We start from the raw sequence: 15,589 nt of genomic DNA on the forward strand, positions 1-15,589 counted from the left end.
TTATGGTCAAGCAACAATTGCCTGTTGTGCGCGCCGCCATGGCTGGCGCGAATCGCCGTAGAATGCCTGATTGAGCGCTTTAACCAGCTTGCATCCAGGAATGCCATGACCCCGACCACGCCAGACTCCCTGCACATCGTGTGCCCCCATTGCGACGCCGTCAACCGCTTGCCGGCAGCACGCCTGATTGAGCAGCCCACGTGCGGCAAGTGCCAGAAGGATTTATTTACGGGCCAACCCGTGGACCTGGCCAGCGCCCGTTTTCTCAAGCATATCGAACGCAGCGATATTCCCGTGCTGGTCGATTTCTGGGCGCCTTGGTGCGGTCCGTGCCGCAGCATGGCGCCATACTATGTGCAAGCCGCCAAGACCCTGGAGCCCGCGTTTCGCGTCGTCAAGGTGAATACGGAAGCGTCGCCGGACCTGGGCGGCCGTTTCAATATCCGCAGCATTCCCACCCTGGCCCTGTTTCGCAAGGGCGTGGAAGTGGCGCGCCAGCCGGGCGCCATCGATGCGCAAGCCATCATCGCGTGGGCAAGGGACAAGGCACATTTCTAGGCGCGCGGGAAAGCCGTTCAGGTTTTCCATTTGACATTTAATATGGCGCCATATTATATTGTGCCATATGATAAAGCTCGAACAGAAATACACGGCCCTGCTGGGCGACGTGCAGCGCCGCGCACTCGGCCCCGACATGCCGGCATCCGTCGGACGCTTGCGCCTGTGCTTTGAAGTGCTGGGGCTGGCGTCCGCCATCGATGGCGATTGCGCCGCGCGCCTGGGCAGGCACGGCTTGTCGGAAGGGAAATTTGTGCTGCTGTCCCTGCTGCGCGATGTGCCTGACGGACTGTCGCCGCACGAGCTGGCCGAGCGGGCCGGCGTGACGCGCGGCACCATCACGGGCTTGCTCGACGGCCTCGAGCGCGATGGTTTCCTCGCGCGTCATCCTGACCAGGCCGACCGGCGCAAGCTGCTGGTGCGCCTGAGCCTCAAGGGAGAAATGGCTGCCGCCACCCTGGTCGACGAGCACGCGCAATGGATCGCCAGCCTGTTTGCCGATTTCACGCCGGAGGAAATGCAATTGTTGAGTGCGCTGCTGGAAAAAGCCTGGCGCAAGACGGACAGGGGCGCCGCATGAGCCGCGGCATCGCCGACATCGCTCCCGCGCGCCTGGCCCTGCTGAACCAGGGAATGGTGGCCAGCGCCACCCTGACGGAAGGGCTGGCCATCGATTTTGCCCAGTTGCTGGCTGCCGCCGTGCCCGCTATTGGCGCGGCCCGCCTGGATCAACTGCGCGCGCAGGCCGCAGCCGGCATCACCAAACGTATGGCCTTGGCGGCGCAAATGCTGCTCGATGCCAACGCCGACCTGGCGTCGCTGCAAGGCCATGTTTCCGACACGGTGCGAGGCTGGGCCTGCTTTGCCATTGCCGCCCAGCCCGGCTGGCCCTTGCCGCAACGGCTGGTCGCCATGCGGCCGCTGGCCGACGATGGGCACTTCGGCGTGCGCGAATGGGCCTGGCTGGCGCTGCGGCCCCGGCTGGCCGAGCATTTGCCTGACGCCATCGCGCTGCTGGCGCCGTGGACGGCGGACCCGTCGGAAAGAGTGCGCCGCTTTGCCTGCGAAGCGCTGCGCCCGCGCGGCGTGTGGTGCGCGCACATCGCCGAGCTGAAGGAAGAGCCGCAGCTGGCCTTGCCCCTGTTGCAGCCCCTGCGTGCCGACCCGGCCGTCTATGTGCAGGATTCCGTGGCCAACTGGCTCAACGATGCGGCCAAGGGCCAGCCGGATTGGGTGCGCAGCCTGTGCGCGCAATGGCTGCTGGAAAGCCCCGTTGCCGCCACGGCACGTATCTGCAAGCGCGCCCAGCGTTCACTTTCTTAATTGTTTGGAGGAAAACATGCATTACCTGTTAGAACTGTACAGCCCGAAACCGGCCTGGCTGGCCCTCGACGGCGCCGCGCGCCAGGCGTATTTCGCCACTGTGGGCGCCGGCATGGCGGCCTTGTCCGGCAGCGGCGCCGAAGCGCTGGCCATGGGCGCCATCGATGGCGGCAAGCTGCATGGGGCTGCCCAGCAATTCTATGCCGTCTGGCGCTTCCCGGACGAGGCGGCACTGGACGCCTTGCTTGCCGGCATCGCCGCCACGGGCTGGCATGATTACTTCGACACCATCAATGCGGCGGGACAGGCCGTGGATTTTCCTGCCCACCTGGCGCAGCTGGCCGCCGTCTAAGCGTCCGCCGTTTTCCTTGCCGCTGCGGTAAAGTTGGCATTTCCATCCGACCATTGACGTTGATGCCAATCAAACTGCTTTCCACCCTGATGCTTGCCCTGGCGCCCATGCTGGCGTCGGCAGCCCTTGCCACCCCGCAAGCCCTCGTCGTCGCCGCCCGCAAGCAGGTGGGCGTGACCCTGCAGTACGACCCGCGCTACGAACGGCTCGCCTATCCGGGCGGCGACGTGCCGCTGGAACGGGGTGTGTGCACGGATGTGGTGGTGCGCGCCTACCGCCAGCTGGGGCAGGATTTGCAAGTGCTGGTGCACGAAGACATGCGCAAGGCGTGGCAGGTGTACCAGCAGCAGGGGCGCTGGCAGATGAAGGGGCCGGACCGCAATATCGACCACCGCCGCGTGCCGAACCTGGGCACCTACTTTGCCCGCCACGGCACCAGCTTGCCGCCAAGCAAAGAAGCGAACGCTTACCGCGCGGGCGACATCGTCACCTGGCGCCTGCCGCGCAACCTCACGCACATCGGCATCGTCAGCGACAAGCAGTCGTGGAGCGGCGTGCCGCTCATCATCCACAACATCGGCGAAGGCGCGCGCGAGGAAAATATTCTATTCAGCTATCCCATCACGGGACACTATCGCTGGCAACCCCGCTGAGGGGGAGGGGAGCGATCTCTTGCAGGATCGCCAGCACCTGGGCCAGCGCCGTGTCGATATCGAGCTTGTCGATGGCGCCATAGCCGAGGAACAGGCCTGCGTGGCGTGCCACGCCGTGGTAAAAGCCCGATAGCGCATACAGGCTGATGTCGGCCAGGCGCGCCCGGCGCAGCAATTCGGCGATGTCGAGCGGTGCCTGGGCCAGGGCCGCCACGTGGAAGCCGGCGCTGGCGGGCACCAGGCGGAACCACGGCGACAGCGGGCCGTTGAACCAGTGCTGCAGCCGCTCGCGCCGCCCCGCATAGATATCGTGGCAGCGGCGGATATGGCGCAGCAAATGGCCGTCGCCGATGAACTTGGCCAGCGCATGCTGGCCCAGGCTGGCCGTGTGGCAATCGCTCAGGTATTTCACCGTTTCCACGGCGGCCACGATGGCTTGCGGCAGCACAACATAGCCGAGCCGCAATTCTGGCAGCATGATCTTGGAAAAGCTGCCCACGTGCGCGACGACGCCGTAGCGGTCCATGCTTTGCAGGGAATCTTCGGGCCGGCCTTCGTAACGGAAGGCGCTGTCGTAGTCGTCCTCGATGATGATGGCGCCTAGCTGCTGAGCCCGCTCCAGCAAGGCATGGCGGCGCGCCATGCTCATCGGCATGCCCAGCGGAAATTGATGCGCGGGGGTGACATAGATCAACCGCGTGCCGTCCGGGATTTGTCCGACGATGAGGCCATCCTCGTCCACGTCGATGCCCACCACGCGGGCGCCCTGGCTGGCGAACACGGCGCGCGCCACCGGGTAGCCGGGTTCTTCCACGGCAACCGTGTCGCCTGCTTCCAGCAAGGTCAGCGCCAGCAGGTGCAAGGCTTGCTGCGCGCCGCTGGTGACGAGCACCTGTTCCTCGGTGCAATGGATGCCGCGGCTGAAAGCGGCATGGCCGGCGATCGCCGCGCGCAAGGACGGCAAGCCGGCGACAGGGCCATAGCGGCCGCGCGCCTGGCCGCCCTGGCGCAGCGCGTGCAGCATGCAGGCGCGCCATTCATCCTGCGGGAAGTGCGCGGGCGTGGCGCGTCCGCCGATGAAGGCGTAGCGCGCCGGTTCTTCCTGGCTGGCGCGGCGCAGGGGCGTGGGCGTCGCTTCCCAGCGGGCGATGCGCTGTGCGCTGGCCAGCGGCGTGCTGGCGTGGCGGCGTTGCGGCGACGCGTGCGGCGTCTGCACGAAGCTGCCTACGCCCACTTTGCCGACCAGCAGCTTTTCATAACCGAGCTTGTCATACACGTCGGACACCGTCTTGCGTGACAGGCCCAGCTGGCTGGCCAGCAGGCGCGAGGGCGGCAATTGCTGGCCATCCGTCAGCCGGCCCGAGCGGATGGCCTCGCTGAGCTGGCGGTACAGCTGGCCGCCCAGGTCGCGCGTGCCGTCGATCAGGATATGTAATTCCATGGAGTATCTGCTGGTGGTCTGCTGTTTTTCGGGGGGATTGGCCTGCCGCGCGCTGTTCCTGGGCTACTACAATGGTGCATCTCTACTCCTTCAAGGAATGCATCATGACACAGCAACGACTCGATTTTACACAAGCTTCGCCGGACGCCGTCAAGGCCATGTACGCGCTGGAAGCGGCAATCGCCAGGCTGGGCGTGGAACACTCGCTGCTCGAGCTGATCCGCCTGCGCGCTTCGCAAATCAATGGCTGTGCCTTTTGCGTGGACATGCACACGAGCGACGCGCGCAAGGCGGGCGAAACGGAGCGCCGCCTGTATGCCGTGTCCGTCTGGCGCGAAACGCCGTTCTTCACGCCGCGCGAACGGGCCGTGCTGGCCTGGACGGAAGCGCTGACCCTGCTGCCGCAAAGCCAGGCGCCGGATGACGTGTATGCGGCGCTGGCGGCACAATTGACGCCGGCGGAAATGGTCAACGTGACCCTGGCCATCGGTTCCATCAATACCTGGAACCGCCTGGCCGTGGGTTTCCGCAAGATGCCCGAATAAATCCTGTGTTCGTTCGCGAACAGACGCCTGGCTGGTCCCTGCGTAGTCTGGCAGGACGATTGATCAGCCAGGGAGCAGCCATGCAAGTACATATCGGGGAAGGCGCCGAAAAGACGCCGCAGCAGGAGGAAGAGGCGCGCCGCGAATTCATCGCCGAACTGTGGCGGCGCTTTGAAACCTTGCAGGAATGGGCCGTCAGCCACTGGCCCGACCAGCAGCATCCCCTCAGTTCCGCCGACTTCGTCGAGGCGCGCAAAGAGATATTGAGTCTGCGTTCGCCGGCCGGTTCCTTGAACCAGCCGGCGCAGAAGGATGAGGCCGAGCCAGAGCAGGGCGGCGCGCAATATCTGGATGTGACGCCAGCCCCCTGGCCTTGAGGAGCGCCTGAGAAAACATCCATGACTGCGTTGCCGTGCCTGGCCGTACTAGCGTACTGCCTGCGGCACGGCGCCTTGTCCTGAACGTTTTTCAGGTGCCCCCGTCCTGAAAAATCCGCTGTAAAAGTTACTGTTTGACCACTTCCGCTTTCTTGCCCTGCGCAAACACCCAGCACAGCAAACTCACCAGCAGCCCCGCCATCACGCCATACGCCAGGTTCAGGGCGCTGTCGAACAGCAGCGGCGCCACCAGGCCCGACACCAGCGCGAACAGCAGCATCTGGATGAACGACTGCATCGAGGACGCCAGGCCGCTGTTGTTGGGGAAGTGGTTCAGGGCCATCAGGGTCATCGGCGGCATGGCGATGGACAGGGCGAACGAGTAGAAGAACAATGGCAGCACGGCCCACGGCACTTCGGCGGCAAAGAAGTAGTTGTAGCCGATGTTGACCAACGCGGCGATGAGCATCAGGATGAAGCCGGTCCAGATCATCTGGCGCTGGCTGTAGCGATGGGCGATTTTCGCCGACAGGGCCGAACCGAACACCATGCCGCTGATCAAAGGTATGAACAGCCAGGCGAAGGCCGTTTCCGGCAAATGCAGAATGTTGATGATGAAGTAGGCGGCCGAGCCGATGTACAGGGCGAAGCCGCCAAACGCCGCGCCGATGGCCGTCGACAGCAGCAGGAACTGGCGGTGGCACAGCACTTTCCAGTAATTGACGGCGATGTCGCCCAGGTGGAAGGCGTGACGCTGCTCCTTCGGCAGGCTTTCCGGCAGCGCGCGCCAGACGACGACGAACATCAGCACGCCGAAGGCCGTCAGGAACCAGAAGATCCAACGCCAGCCCAGTCCCACCTGCAGCCAGCCGCCCAGCACGGGGGCGATGGCCGGCGCCAGCGCGAACACCATCATGATGTGCGAGAGGATTTTCTGCGCGGCGGCGCCCGAATAGCGGTCTTGCACGATGGCGCGGCCGATGACGGAGCCGGCGCCCGCCGAGAGCCCCTGCAGCACGCGCCAGGCCAGCAGCCAGCCCAGCGACGGCGCCAGCGCGGCGCCCACGGAAGCGATCACATACAGCACCAGCGAAACGAGAATGACGGGACGGCGGCCGAACGAGTCGGACAAGGTGCCGTAAAACAGCATCATGAAGGCGAACGTGAACAGGAAAAAGCTCAGGGTTTGCTGCACCAGCAGGGGGCTGGCATTGAAATCATGCGCAATGGCGGGGAAAGACGGCAGATAGGTGTCAATTGCAAGCGGTCCGACCATCGCCAGGCCCGCCAAAATCCATGTTAATAATTTAGTCATGTTGAACAGTGTTTTTGTTAGTCCGTCATTTTACGCTAGTGACCGGAATCAGGTTTGGCGCCGACCTTTTTGCCATCCATATGCGTTTTTCGCATATGAAACCTTGGAATTCTTCGTTTGCATCGCTTGCCGCCGCCGCTAAGCTGGGGCGACCCGGCCTGTTTGCCGTTTTCTGGAAGTGATACGCCATGCACAGTATTTATCCCGCGGCGCCCGCCGACGACACGGCCCAGTGGAACCTGGGACCCGTGATCCAGGCCTTGCGCAGTTCGCGCGAAGACAAGCACAAGATCCGCCATAACGGCAGGGTGCGCGAACTGCCGTCGCGCGAAGCCCTGACCACCATCGTCAACGGCCTGTCGGCGGCCCTGTTCCCCACGCATTACGGGCGGCCCAACCTGACGGACGAAAGCATCGATTATTTTGTCGGCGACACGCTCAACACCACCCTGAACCGCCTCAGCGAGCAGGTGCGGCGCGGCTTGCTCTTTTCCGTGCCGGCCGGCGATGAGGGCGATGGCGCCAGCGACGATGCGGCCCTGGCGCAGCAGGCGCGCGACATCACGCGCGCCTTCGCCGCCAGCCTGCCCGATATCCGCGCCCTGCTGGTGTCGGACGTGCAGGCCGCCTACGCGGGCGACCCGGCCGCCACCTCGGTGGCCGAGATCATGCTGTGCTACCCGGGCACCATCGCCATCCTGTACCACCGCCTGGCGCACCGGCTGCATGCCCTCGGCGCGCCGTTCCTGGCGCGCCTGATCGCCGACATCGCGCATACGCTGACGGGCATCGACATCCACCCGGGCGCGCACATCGGCGCCTCCTTCTTCATCGACCACGGCACCGGCGTGGTGATCGGCGAGACGGCCATCATCGGCCAGCGGGTGCGCCTGTACCAGGCCGTCACCCTGGGCGCCAAGCGCTTCCCGGCCGATGCCAGCGGTGCGCTGATCAAGGGCACGCCGCGCCACCCTATCGTCGAGGATGACGTGGTCATTTATGCAGGCGCAACCGTACTGGGGCGCATCACCATCGGCGCGGGATCGACCATCGGGGGGAATGTGTGGCTGACGCAGAGCGTGCCGCCAGAAAGCAATGTATCGCAGGCGCAGATGCGCAACGATTGAAGCGTGGCCGAGAAAACGTCCATGGCGGCGTTGCAGAGCCTTGGCGTACTAGTGTACTGCCTGCGGCGCTGCGCCTTGCCCTGAACGTTTTTCGGGCACGCTTCAAGCCGGGCAGGGCGCCTGGCTTTGCAAAAACCTTACTTCACCGTCAGCGCTTCATAGCGCGCCACGGGCACGCCATCCTTCAGCAGCAGCAATTCCTGGTCGGCGTAGCGGTAGCCATTGACTTCGCCCAGGGTGGTCAGGAGCAGACGTTCGAGGTCCATGTCCTGCGGCTGGCACATCATCATGGTGCCGGCCAGTTGTCCAAAGTTCAAGGTGCTGACGCCATCGCTGGTGTAGCCGCCCATCATCTGGTTGCAGCCGCTGTTGCCGCTGGCGCGGCCTTCGGCCAGCAGCAGGGTCACTTCGCGCTGCTCGGGCGTCTTGCGTACCACTTGCTTGCCCTTCAATTCCTTCAGCTTCCACTGCGTGCCCGTCAGCTTGGGTGCCGGCTTGGCGGGCGAGGTGGCGCCTGGCGCGGCGGCGGCAGCGTCGCTGCGCACCGGTGTTTGCGCGCAGCCGGCGGTGATGGCGACGATGGCGGCGAGGGGAATCAGGCTGGCGAGTTTGAACATGGCGGTTCCTTCTTTAAATGAATGGCGCCAGATTAGCAGATCCGCGCCGCGCCAGCATGCACGGTTGACGAGCGCTTTGGCAAGCTTACTGCTGCTTTTCCTGTTCCAGCCGGGACTCGAGCACGGTGCGCGCCGCCGCCACGTAGGCGCGGCAGGCTTGCGGGTCGACAAAGGCGTCGCTGCCGGCCGTGGCGCTCGCTTCCAGCCGTTCCCACAACTGTGCAGCCTCCGGATGCGCGGAGATCAGCACGTCGCAAGGCAGTTTTTCCAGGGTCTCGAAGCTGCGGCGCAAGTCCGCCACCGCGTTCGGATACTCGCTGCTGTCGCTGAACTTGAAGCCGGGACGCGAGACGGCGTTGAGGCTGTCCGCGTAGACCATGTGCAGGCAGCGGGGGCCGTCGCACGATTGCCACGTCCAGCTCAGGCCTCCGGGCGTGTGGCCCGGCGTGGCATGCGCCGTCAGGTTGACGGGTCCGATATTGAACTGGCCGCCGTCGCGCGCCAGGCGCATGTCCTTGACGGGCGGGTACTTGGGCAGCGCGTGGTATTGCGGGTCATCGGGCCCCACTTCGCCCGACGCCAGGTCCAGCGCCGCCGACGGGCTGGCGGCCACCAGCGCGTTGCTGCGCCGCTGCAGTTCGGCCAGGCCGCCCGCATGGTCGATATGGCCGTGCGAATTGAGGATCAGCTTGACGTCCTCGATGCGAAAACCCAGCGTGCCGATATTGGCGATGATCTTCGGTGCCGATTCCGGCAAGCCGCCGTCGATCAGCACGTGGCCCTGCGGCGACGTCACCAGCACGGAACTGAGGCCTTTTACGCCCACATAATAGGTATTGCCGAAGATGCGGAACGGCGCCTGATCCGCGTTCCAGGTGGCGCAGACTTCGCAGCCTGGCGTCGGCGGCGTGACTGGCGCCTGCGCCCATGCCAGGGAGCCATGGCCTGCCAGTAGCGCCAGTGCCAGCGCGCGCGTAAGAGTGGGGGGCATTGCGATCCTTATCCGTGGTGCCAGGGTGGCATATGCTGACATGGAACGGGGCTGCACGCAAACGCTAAGGGGCGGCGGACGGCGCGCCGGCGGCATCCTGCTGGTAGAGCAGTTCGATCAGGGTATCGTCCGCATAGTGGGTGTCGCCGATGGGCGAGAGGAAGGAATGCCCCTCTTTTTCCACCTTCAGGGCGATGCGGCGTTCGCCATCGAGCAGGGTGGCGCTGGCGAGAGGCACATTGCTGCGGGTGCCCAACTTGAGCTGCTCGGCGGAGCACCAGTCGGTGGTGCGCAGCAGGGTGCCGACAAGGGTGCGTACCCAGAACGGTATCTCTTTCCTGGCGATGGCAATCGTCACCTGGCATTGCAGGCGCAGGTCGCCCAGGCGGCGCATGCCGGCCGGCACGCCGTCGCTGTGAATGGACGGCTGCCAGCGGTAATTGCCCTTTTTTTTGTTGGTGATCAGGTCCGCGTCTTCGCTCTCGGCCTGCGCGCTGCGCGGAAGCGTAAAGCTGCCATCGGCGGCCAGGGACAGAGGAATCGAAGTTTCGTTGCCGGCGATGCGCAAGCTCAGGTCCCGCATGGCGTCCGCCGGGGCGCCGCTGCCCGTGATCAGCTGGAAGCGCACTTCGCGCGCTTTCGGCGCCAGCGCATGGTATTCATCGAAGGCGTCGAGGCCGGCCGCCATCACGCGGTACGATTTCAATTCCGGATTGCGGATGCTGTTGATGTGGATGGACTGGCCGGTTTCCGCCGGCGCTTCGGCAGGTGCGTCAGCCTGCGTGCCGGCATGGGCCGCGACGTGGCTGGCGGCCAGCATGACGAGGATGGGAAGGATAGGAAGGTACACGTAGCCGCCTGTTTGTTTTCAACATGGCAAGCTAACATGAATGACAAGGCTTGTCACTGGCGGCGTCAGGCCGCCAGTTCAGAGCCGGGCGCGGACGCGGGTGCGATGCTGACCTGGCGGCCCGCGTGATCGGCGGGCAGGCGCGGTCCCTGGCCGAAGACCTTGTGGCGCAAGCTGCCTTCCTCATAGGCGGTGCGGTAGCGGCCGCGCCGCTGCAGTTCCGGCACGATGTGGGTCACCACGTCGGCCATGCTGTCGTGGGCGACGGCGAAGGCGAGATTGAAACCGTCGATGCCCGTCTCGTCGAGCCAGCTTTCCAGCTGGTCGGCCACCTGGCGCGCGTCGCCGACGATGACGGGGCCGCGTCCGCCCAGGCCGATGTATTCGGCCGCTTCGCGCACCGTCCAGCGGCGGTCCGGGTCGGCCTGGCTGAACGAGGCCAGCGCCGAGCGGCCGGCCGGGGAGTCGATGTACTCGATGGTGGCGTCGAGCGGGTAGCGGCTGAAATCGACGCCCGTCCAGCCGGACAGCAGCACGAGGGCCGCCTCGATATTCACGTGGCGCAGGTAATCGGCATGCCTGGCGCGCGCTTCTTCTTCCGTGGCGCCCGTGATGACCAGCGCTTGCGCGTAGATCAGCAGCGCGTCGCCATCGCGCCCGCTTTGCCGCACGGCGGCGCGCAGGTCGTCGGCGTAACGCTTGACGACCGTCTTGCTGGGGCCACTGACAAAGGTGGCTTCCGCATGGCGCGCCGCGAAGCGCGTGCCGCGCGGCGAGGTGCCTGCCTGGTACAGCAGCGGCGTGCGCTGCGGCGACGGCTCGCACAAATGGATGCCGGGCACCTGGTAGTGGCGCCCGGCATGGTTGATCGGATGCACGCGGGCCGGATCGGCGTAGATGCCGCGCGCCTTGTCGTTGACGACGGCGTCGTCATCCCAGCTCTTTTCCCACAGCTTGTAGACGACGTCCAGGTATTCGTCGGCCAGGTCGTAGCGCTCGTCGTGGCCCAGTTGCTGGTTCAAGCCCAGGTTGCGCGCCGCGCTGTCTAAATAGCCGGTGACGATATTCCAGCCGATGCGCCCTTTCGTCAGGTGGTCGAGGGTGGAGATGCGCCGCGCGAACGTGTACGGGTGCTCGTAGGTGAGGGCGCAGGTGACGCCGAAACCCAGGTGCGTGGTGGCTTGCGCCATGATGGGCACGAGGGCCAGCGGATCGTTCAGCGGCACCTGCACGCCGTGTTCCAGGGCCGCATCGAGGCTGCCCCGGTACACGTCATACACGCCCAGCACGTCGGCCAGGAACACCGCGTCGAACAGGCCCGCTTCCAGCAGCCGCGCCAGCTCCGTCCAGTGCGTGGGGTCCGTGTAGCGGTGGCTGCGGTCGCGCGCATGCGTCCACAGTCCCGGCGACTGGTGGCCCACGGTATTCATCTGGAAGGCGTTGAAGCGTATCGTCTTGGCCATGGCTTATTTGGCCGCCGTCTGCAGGGCTTGCTGGTAATCGGGTTTCGAATAGCCGGCAAAGTGTTTATTCGTGATGTCGAGGAATTCGCGCGAGCGGTAGGCCGCCGCCAGGTCTTTCGCGAACTGCTTGTCCTTGTCCGCCGTGCGCACGGCCACCAGGTTGATGTAATTGGGCGAGATTTTCTCGGCCACCAGCGCATCCGTCAGTTTCAGTCCCGACGCCAGCGCGTAATTGCCGTTGATGAAGGAGTAGTCGGTGTCGCCCAGCGAGCGTGGCAGTTGCGCCGCTTCCAGCGGCAGCAGCTTGATTTTCTTCGTGTTGACGGCGATATCCTTTTCCGATGCGCGCACGGGGTCGAAGCTGGCGCGCAGCTTGATCCACCCCAGCTGGTCGAGCAGCACCAGCGCGCGCGCCTGGTTGGTCGGATCGTTCGGCAAGCCCACCGTCGTGCCTTCCTTCACGTCGTCCAGCGTCTTGTGCTTCTTGCTGTAGATGGCAATCGGCGCGGTGGGGATCGTGATCAGGTCCGTCAGGGCCAGCTTGTGTTCCAGCGCGAATTTCTTCAGGTAGACGATGTGCTGGAAGACGTTGGCGTCCAGCGAACCCTCTGCCAACGCGAAGTTGGGCTGGATATAGTCGTTGAATTCCACCAGCTTGACCTTGTAGCCCTGCTTTTCCAGGATAGGCTTGATACCCAGCTTGATCTGGTCCGCGTACGGCCCGGCGCTGGTGCCGATGGTGATGTCTTTCGGGTCCTTGGCGTGGACGAAGCTGCTGGCCAGTGCCAGGGTCAGGGCGGTGAGGAGGATGCTGCGGCGGGCGATGGTCATGGTAGCTCCTTGGTGGGTGAATTATGAGTACGCCGTCGGCTCGGGCAGCGTGCCGTTCAAGGCAAAGCGTCCCAGGTCGCGCAGCTTGTAGTCGATGGGGTCGTGCAGGGTATGTACGCGCACGTTGCGCCAGTAGCGGTCGAAGCCATACTGGGCCGAGGTGGAACGGGCGCCCGTCAGTTCGAACATCTGGCTGCTGATCTCCAGTCCCGCCTTGTGCGACAGGCATTTGGCTTCGGCCACGGAGACGGCCAGCAAGCCCCGTTCGCGCGCCGTCACCAGCGCGCCCTTGCGGAACACCTTTTCCAGTTCCTGCGCCGCCGCGTCGGCCAGCACTTGCGCGGGGCGCAGCAAGAGCCACAGCTGGCCATAGCGGTGCTGTACCAGAGGGTCGTCCGTTGCCTTGTCCACGCCCGAGGCAAACCAGGCTTTCGCCTGTTCGTCCGTGTAGCGGCGCGCCGCCTCGAACGCGCCTTCGGCGATGCCCAGATACAGGTTGGCCATGATCAGCTGTGCGATCTGCGAGCGCACGGTGGCTTGCGGCGTGGCGGCCTGCGCGGGCGCCTGCAGCACCAGCTCGCGCGGCAGGGCGACGCCGTGGAAATGCACGTTGCCGCTGTCCGTCTGGCGCTGGCCGAAGGCGTCCCAGTCCGCCTGCACGGTCACGCCATCCTGGCGCGTGGGCAGGGCGGCGATCAGCGCCGTCTGCGTGGGCGCGTGCCAGGCGGAGACGGTCAGCCAGTCCGACCCAACGGAACCGGAAGAAAAGCTCTTGATGCCGTCGAGGGTGAAACCGTCGTCGCTGTCGGCCGCGGTGACCCGTTTGTCGAGGGGATTCAAGGCATTGCCCCAGAACAGACGCTCGTCGACGGTCAAGGTGAGCAGGCGGCGCTGCTGCTGCGCGCTGCCGTACAGCTGCAAGCCGGCCAGCTGCAGATGGTGGAAGCCGAAGACGTGCGCCAGCGCGCTGTCGGCCCGCGCCAGGATGCGGATCACCTGATACACGAGGGGCCACGACGCGCCCTGGCCGCCGAATTCCACGGGAATCGACAGGGTCAGCAAGCCCGACTCGCGCAGCCATTCGCGTTCCTGCGCCGCGTGCCCGCCGGCCTGGTCGCGGGCATTGGCCGTTTCGGCCAGGCGCGCGGCCAGCTTTGTTGCGATGCGGATGGCGTCCTGCAGCGGTTCCTGTGCGGGGACCTGGGAGCAGGCGGAGTGGAGAAAGGCGCTAGACATGAGTGACATTCCAGAAAGACGATGAGGCCGATATTGCACCGCCAGGCGCGTGCCGTACACGAAGAAAACCGCGCATGGATATGCGAAAAAAGCCGCGCGGCTGAATGCGCGATGGCGTGCGGGGCGTCAGGCCCGGATAGTCAAAAAACGCATATCGAAGCGCGAAAGCATTCGTTTTACCGGACTGCTGATGGCGATAGGCTGCAAGCATCCAAGTAGCCAAATCAAATCATTACGTACAGGGACGGGCATCACATGAGCATCTTGTTATTGGGCGGTAGCCCGCAACTCCCATCGAGTTCCAGCCGCCTGCTGCTGCATATCGGCGAACAGCTGGCGCTGCAGGGCCACAGCTACGCCAAGCTGCATGTGCGCGACCTGCCGGCGCGCGCCTTGCTGCTGGCCGACTACGACGACGCGGCGATTGCCCGCGCCGTGCGCGCCGTGGCCGACGTGGACGCCATCGTGATCGCCACGCCCATCTACAAGGCTTCGTATACCGGCTTGCTGAAAGCATTCCTCGACCTGTTGCCGCAAGATGGCCTGGCCGGCAAGCTGGTGCTGCCGCTGGCCACGGGCGGCGGCCATGCCCACACCCTGGCGCTCGACTACGCGTTGCGCCCCGTGCTGCATGCGCTGGGCGCCAAGCAGGTCTTCACCAGCATCTACGCCAATGCGCAGCAGCTGGCGTGGCACGAAGAACGGGGCCTGAGCCTGGATGCGCCGATTGCCGAGCGCGTGCAGGCCGGTATCGAGGAACTCTCCACCGGCCTGTTCGTGCTGCAGGGACAGCGCCCGCCCGCACCCGCCGACATCTCCGTACCCGTGCGTTCGCTGCAAGACCAGCCTTACGCGCCCCACTATCAAGCCGCCTGATTATTCACCGACCAAGGAACTGCCATGACACACCGCCACGCACAACGACTCTCGCGCCGTACCACCCTGGGCTTGCTGTTTGCCGCCGCCGCCGGCGTGATGGCGGCCGGCATGCCGGTCGCGGCGCAGGCGCAGGCCAAGGGAGAGGTCCGCATCGGCTACCAGAAATACGGCACATTGACCTTGCTCAAAGGGCGCGGCACCCTGGAAAAACGCCTGGCCGAGCAGGGCGTGGGCGTGAAATGGACGGAATTTCCGGCCGGTCCCGTGCTGCTGGAAGGCCTGAACGTGGGCAGCATCGACTTCGGCACGGTGGGCGAGGCGCCGCCGATCTTTGCCCAGGCGGCCGGCGCCAACCTGGTGTATGTCGGCAATGAGCCGGCGTCGCCCGCCAGCGAAGCCATCGTCGTGCCCAAGGGTTCCGGCCTGCGCACCCTGGCCGACTTGAAGGGCAAGAAAATCGCCCTGAACAAGGGCTCGAACGTGCATTACCTGTTACTCAAAGCGCTGGAAAAGGCGGGTGTCGCGTACGCCGACATCCAGCCCGTGTTCCTGCCGCCGGCCGATGCGCGCGCCGCCTTCGAGCGCGGCAGCGTGGACGCGTGGGCCATCTGGGACCCGTTCCTGGCGGCCGCCGAAAAGCAGCTGGGCGCCCGCGTGCTGGCCGATGGCAAGGGCCTGGTGGCGAACTACCAGTTTTATCTCGCTTCGCGCACGTATGCCGAGAAAAACCCGGAAATCCTGCGCATCGTGCTCGATGAAGTGGCCAAGGTCGATGACTGGGGCCGCAACAATCCGGAGGAAGTGGCGACGATCCTGTCGGCCCAGACTGGGCTGGGCAAGGATGTCGTGGCGCTGGCCGCTTCGCGCTATGCGTATGGCGTCAAACCCGTGTCGGTCGACGTGATCGCTTCGCAGCAAAGGGTGGCGGACGCGTTTTCCAGCCTGAAGCTGATTCCGAAACCGATCATCGTCAAGGACGCGCTGCTGCCGGCGCGCCAGCTGGCTACCAGCACAAAATAAGGAACAAATAT

The 15,589-nt window shown here is 65.2% G+C and carries 18 protein-coding genes; 10 read left to right on the forward strand and 8 right to left on the reverse strand.

Features of this window, described 5'->3' with window-relative positions; translation table 11 throughout:
- Positions 1–105: 105 nt before the first annotated feature.
- The 5 genes from trxC (at position 106) to BZG29_RS11515 (ending at position 2,886) form a co-directional block, all read left to right on the forward strand.
- On the forward strand, positions 106–558 hold the full coding sequence (gene trxC, locus BZG29_RS11495) for a thioredoxin TrxC (RefSeq protein WP_077402532.1): 453 nt from the start codon (positions 106–108) through the stop codon (positions 556–558).
- A 70-nt stretch (positions 559–628) separates the two neighbouring features.
- Positions 629–1,138, forward strand: a complete 510-nt coding sequence (locus BZG29_RS11500; protein WP_216350387.1) for a MarR family transcriptional regulator — start codon at positions 629–631, stop codon at positions 1,136–1,138.
- Positions 1,135–1,881 carry a HEAT repeat domain-containing protein gene (locus BZG29_RS11505; RefSeq protein ID WP_077402538.1) on the forward strand — a complete coding sequence of 249 codons (747 nt, stop codon included), beginning with the start codon at positions 1,135–1,137 and terminating at the stop codon, positions 1,879–1,881. The genes BZG29_RS11500 and BZG29_RS11505 overlap by 4 nt, the downstream gene beginning before the upstream one ends.
- A gap of 16 nt (positions 1,882–1,897) precedes the next feature.
- Positions 1,898–2,233, forward strand: coding sequence for a DUF6616 family protein (locus BZG29_RS11510; RefSeq protein WP_077402541.1), 336 nt, complete (start codon positions 1,898–1,900; stop codon positions 2,231–2,233).
- Positions 2,234–2,295: 62 nt separating this feature from the next.
- Positions 2,296–2,886, forward strand: a complete 591-nt coding sequence (locus BZG29_RS11515; protein ID WP_077402544.1) for a DUF1287 domain-containing protein — start codon at positions 2,296–2,298, stop codon at positions 2,884–2,886.
- Here the strand turns inward: BZG29_RS11515 and BZG29_RS11520 are convergent.
- Positions 2,855–4,327 carry a PLP-dependent aminotransferase family protein gene (locus BZG29_RS11520; RefSeq protein WP_077402547.1) on the reverse strand — a complete coding sequence of 491 codons (1,473 nt, stop codon included), beginning with the start codon at positions 4,325–4,327 and terminating at the stop codon, positions 2,855–2,857. The two genes, BZG29_RS11515 and BZG29_RS11520, sit on opposite strands and share 32 nt — an antisense overlap.
- A 104-nt stretch (positions 4,328–4,431) precedes the next feature.
- Between BZG29_RS11520 and BZG29_RS11525 the strand changes: the two genes are divergently transcribed.
- Together BZG29_RS11525 and BZG29_RS11530 are read left to right on the forward strand one after the other, a co-directional pair.
- Entirely contained in the window at positions 4,432–4,872 is a 441-nt protein-coding gene (locus BZG29_RS11525) for a carboxymuconolactone decarboxylase family protein (RefSeq protein WP_077402550.1), read from the forward strand.
- A gap of 80 nt (positions 4,873–4,952) precedes the next feature.
- The gene (locus BZG29_RS11530; RefSeq protein ID WP_077409066.1) at positions 4,953–5,249 is read left to right on the forward strand and encodes a hypothetical protein; all 297 of its coding nucleotides are present in this window, start codon (positions 4,953–4,955) and stop codon (positions 5,247–5,249) included.
- 127 nt (positions 5,250–5,376) lie between these two features.
- Here BZG29_RS11530 and BZG29_RS11535 read toward each other — a convergent pair whose 3' ends face one another.
- Positions 5,377–6,564: a multidrug effflux MFS transporter gene (locus tag BZG29_RS11535; RefSeq protein ID WP_077402553.1), complete on the reverse strand. Its 1,188-nt coding sequence runs from the start codon at positions 6,562–6,564 to the stop codon at positions 5,377–5,379.
- A 188-nt stretch (positions 6,565–6,752) separates the two neighbouring features.
- Here BZG29_RS11535 and epsC point away from each other — a divergent pair, with 188 nt between their 5' ends.
- Positions 6,753–7,691, forward strand: coding sequence for a serine O-acetyltransferase EpsC (gene epsC, locus BZG29_RS11540; protein ID WP_077402556.1), 939 nt, complete (start codon positions 6,753–6,755; stop codon positions 7,689–7,691).
- A 137-nt stretch (positions 7,692–7,828) separates the two neighbouring features.
- On the opposite strand, the gene BZG29_RS11545 is transcribed toward epsC, so the two are convergent.
- The 6 genes from BZG29_RS11545 to BZG29_RS11570 all read right to left on the reverse strand — a co-directional run bounded on the left by BZG29_RS11545 (position 7,829) and on the right by BZG29_RS11570 (position 13,679).
- The gene (locus BZG29_RS11545) at positions 7,829–8,308 is read right to left on the reverse strand and encodes an META domain-containing protein (protein WP_052140418.1); all 480 of its coding nucleotides are present in this window, start codon (positions 8,306–8,308) and stop codon (positions 7,829–7,831) included.
- A gap of 85 nt (positions 8,309–8,393) precedes the next feature.
- Positions 8,394–9,299, reverse strand: a complete 906-nt coding sequence (gene bla, locus BZG29_RS11550) for a subclass B3 metallo-beta-lactamase (protein WP_077402559.1) — start codon at positions 9,297–9,299, stop codon at positions 8,394–8,396.
- A 64-nt stretch (positions 9,300–9,363) separates the two neighbouring features.
- Positions 9,364–10,149 (reverse strand): hypothetical protein, encoded by a 786-nt coding sequence (locus BZG29_RS11555; RefSeq protein ID WP_150130874.1) that lies wholly within the window; start codon positions 10,147–10,149, stop codon positions 9,364–9,366.
- 65 nt (positions 10,150–10,214) lie between these two features.
- Positions 10,215–11,612 carry an LLM class flavin-dependent oxidoreductase gene (locus BZG29_RS11560; protein ID WP_077402565.1) on the reverse strand — a complete coding sequence of 466 codons (1,398 nt, stop codon included), beginning with the start codon at positions 11,610–11,612 and terminating at the stop codon, positions 10,215–10,217.
- Between the two features lie 3 nt (positions 11,613–11,615).
- Entirely contained in the window at positions 11,616–12,443 is an 828-nt protein-coding gene (locus BZG29_RS11565; protein ID WP_077402567.1) for a MetQ/NlpA family ABC transporter substrate-binding protein, read from the reverse strand.
- A gap of 21 nt (positions 12,444–12,464) precedes the next feature.
- On the reverse strand, positions 12,465–13,679 hold the full coding sequence (locus BZG29_RS11570; protein WP_077402570.1) for an acyl-CoA dehydrogenase family protein: 1,215 nt from the start codon (positions 13,677–13,679) through the stop codon (positions 12,465–12,467).
- A 255-nt stretch (positions 13,680–13,934) separates the two neighbouring features.
- Here BZG29_RS11570 and ssuE point away from each other — a divergent pair, with 255 nt between their 5' ends.
- On the forward strand, positions 13,935–14,555 hold the full coding sequence (gene ssuE, locus BZG29_RS11575; protein ID WP_077402573.1) for an NADPH-dependent FMN reductase: 621 nt from the start codon (positions 13,935–13,937) through the stop codon (positions 14,553–14,555).
- A gap of 99 nt (positions 14,556–14,654) precedes the next feature.
- Positions 14,655–15,578: a sulfonate ABC transporter substrate-binding protein gene (locus BZG29_RS11580; protein WP_253192897.1), complete on the forward strand. Its 924-nt coding sequence runs from the start codon at positions 14,655–14,657 to the stop codon at positions 15,576–15,578.
- The last annotated feature ends 11 nt before the right edge of the window (positions 15,579–15,589 follow it).

This window comes from Janthinobacterium sp. LM6, assembly GCF_002002885.1.
Lineage (GTDB): Bacteria > Pseudomonadota > Gammaproteobacteria > Burkholderiales > Burkholderiaceae_D > Janthinobacterium > Janthinobacterium kumbetense.

Bases quoted from the DNA above. Each gene is read 5' to 3' on its own strand.
- trxC (WP_077402532.1), top strand. From the start codon at position 106: ATGACCCCGACCACGCCAGACTCCCTGCACATCGTGTGCCCCCATTGC.
- BZG29_RS11505 (WP_077402538.1), top strand. From the start codon at position 1,135: ATGAGCCGCGGCATCGCCGACATCGCTCCCGCGCGCCTGGCCCTGCTG.
- BZG29_RS11510 (WP_077402541.1), top strand. From the start codon at position 1,898: ATGCATTACCTGTTAGAACTGTACAGCCCGAAACCGGCCTGGCTGGCC.
- BZG29_RS11515 (WP_077402544.1), top strand. From the start codon at position 2,296: ATGCCAATCAAACTGCTTTCCACCCTGATGCTTGCCCTGGCGCCCATG.
- BZG29_RS11520 (WP_077402547.1), bottom strand. From the start codon at position 4,327: ATGGAATTACATATCCTGATCGACGGCACGCGCGACCTGGGCGGCCAG.
- BZG29_RS11525 (WP_077402550.1), top strand. From the start codon at position 4,432: ATGACACAGCAACGACTCGATTTTACACAAGCTTCGCCGGACGCCGTC.
- BZG29_RS11530 (WP_077409066.1), top strand. From the start codon at position 4,953: ATGCAAGTACATATCGGGGAAGGCGCCGAAAAGACGCCGCAGCAGGAG.
- BZG29_RS11535 (WP_077402553.1), bottom strand. From the start codon at position 6,564: ATGACTAAATTATTAACATGGATTTTGGCGGGCCTGGCGATGGTCGGA.
- epsC (WP_077402556.1), top strand. From the start codon at position 6,753: ATGCACAGTATTTATCCCGCGGCGCCCGCCGACGACACGGCCCAGTGG.
- BZG29_RS11545 (WP_052140418.1), bottom strand. From the start codon at position 8,308: ATGTTCAAACTCGCCAGCCTGATTCCCCTCGCCGCCATCGTCGCCATC.
- bla (WP_077402559.1), bottom strand. From the start codon at position 9,299: ATGCCCCCCACTCTTACGCGCGCGCTGGCACTGGCGCTACTGGCAGGC.
- BZG29_RS11560 (WP_077402565.1), bottom strand. From the start codon at position 11,612: ATGGCCAAGACGATACGCTTCAACGCCTTCCAGATGAATACCGTGGGC.
- BZG29_RS11565 (WP_077402567.1), bottom strand. From the start codon at position 12,443: ATGACCATCGCCCGCCGCAGCATCCTCCTCACCGCCCTGACCCTGGCA.
- BZG29_RS11570 (WP_077402570.1), bottom strand. From the start codon at position 13,679: ATGTCTAGCGCCTTTCTCCACTCCGCCTGCTCCCAGGTCCCCGCACAG.
- ssuE (WP_077402573.1), top strand. From the start codon at position 13,935: ATGAGCATCTTGTTATTGGGCGGTAGCCCGCAACTCCCATCGAGTTCC.
- BZG29_RS11580 (WP_253192897.1), top strand. From the start codon at position 14,655: ATGGCGGCCGGCATGCCGGTCGCGGCGCAGGCGCAGGCCAAGGGAGAG.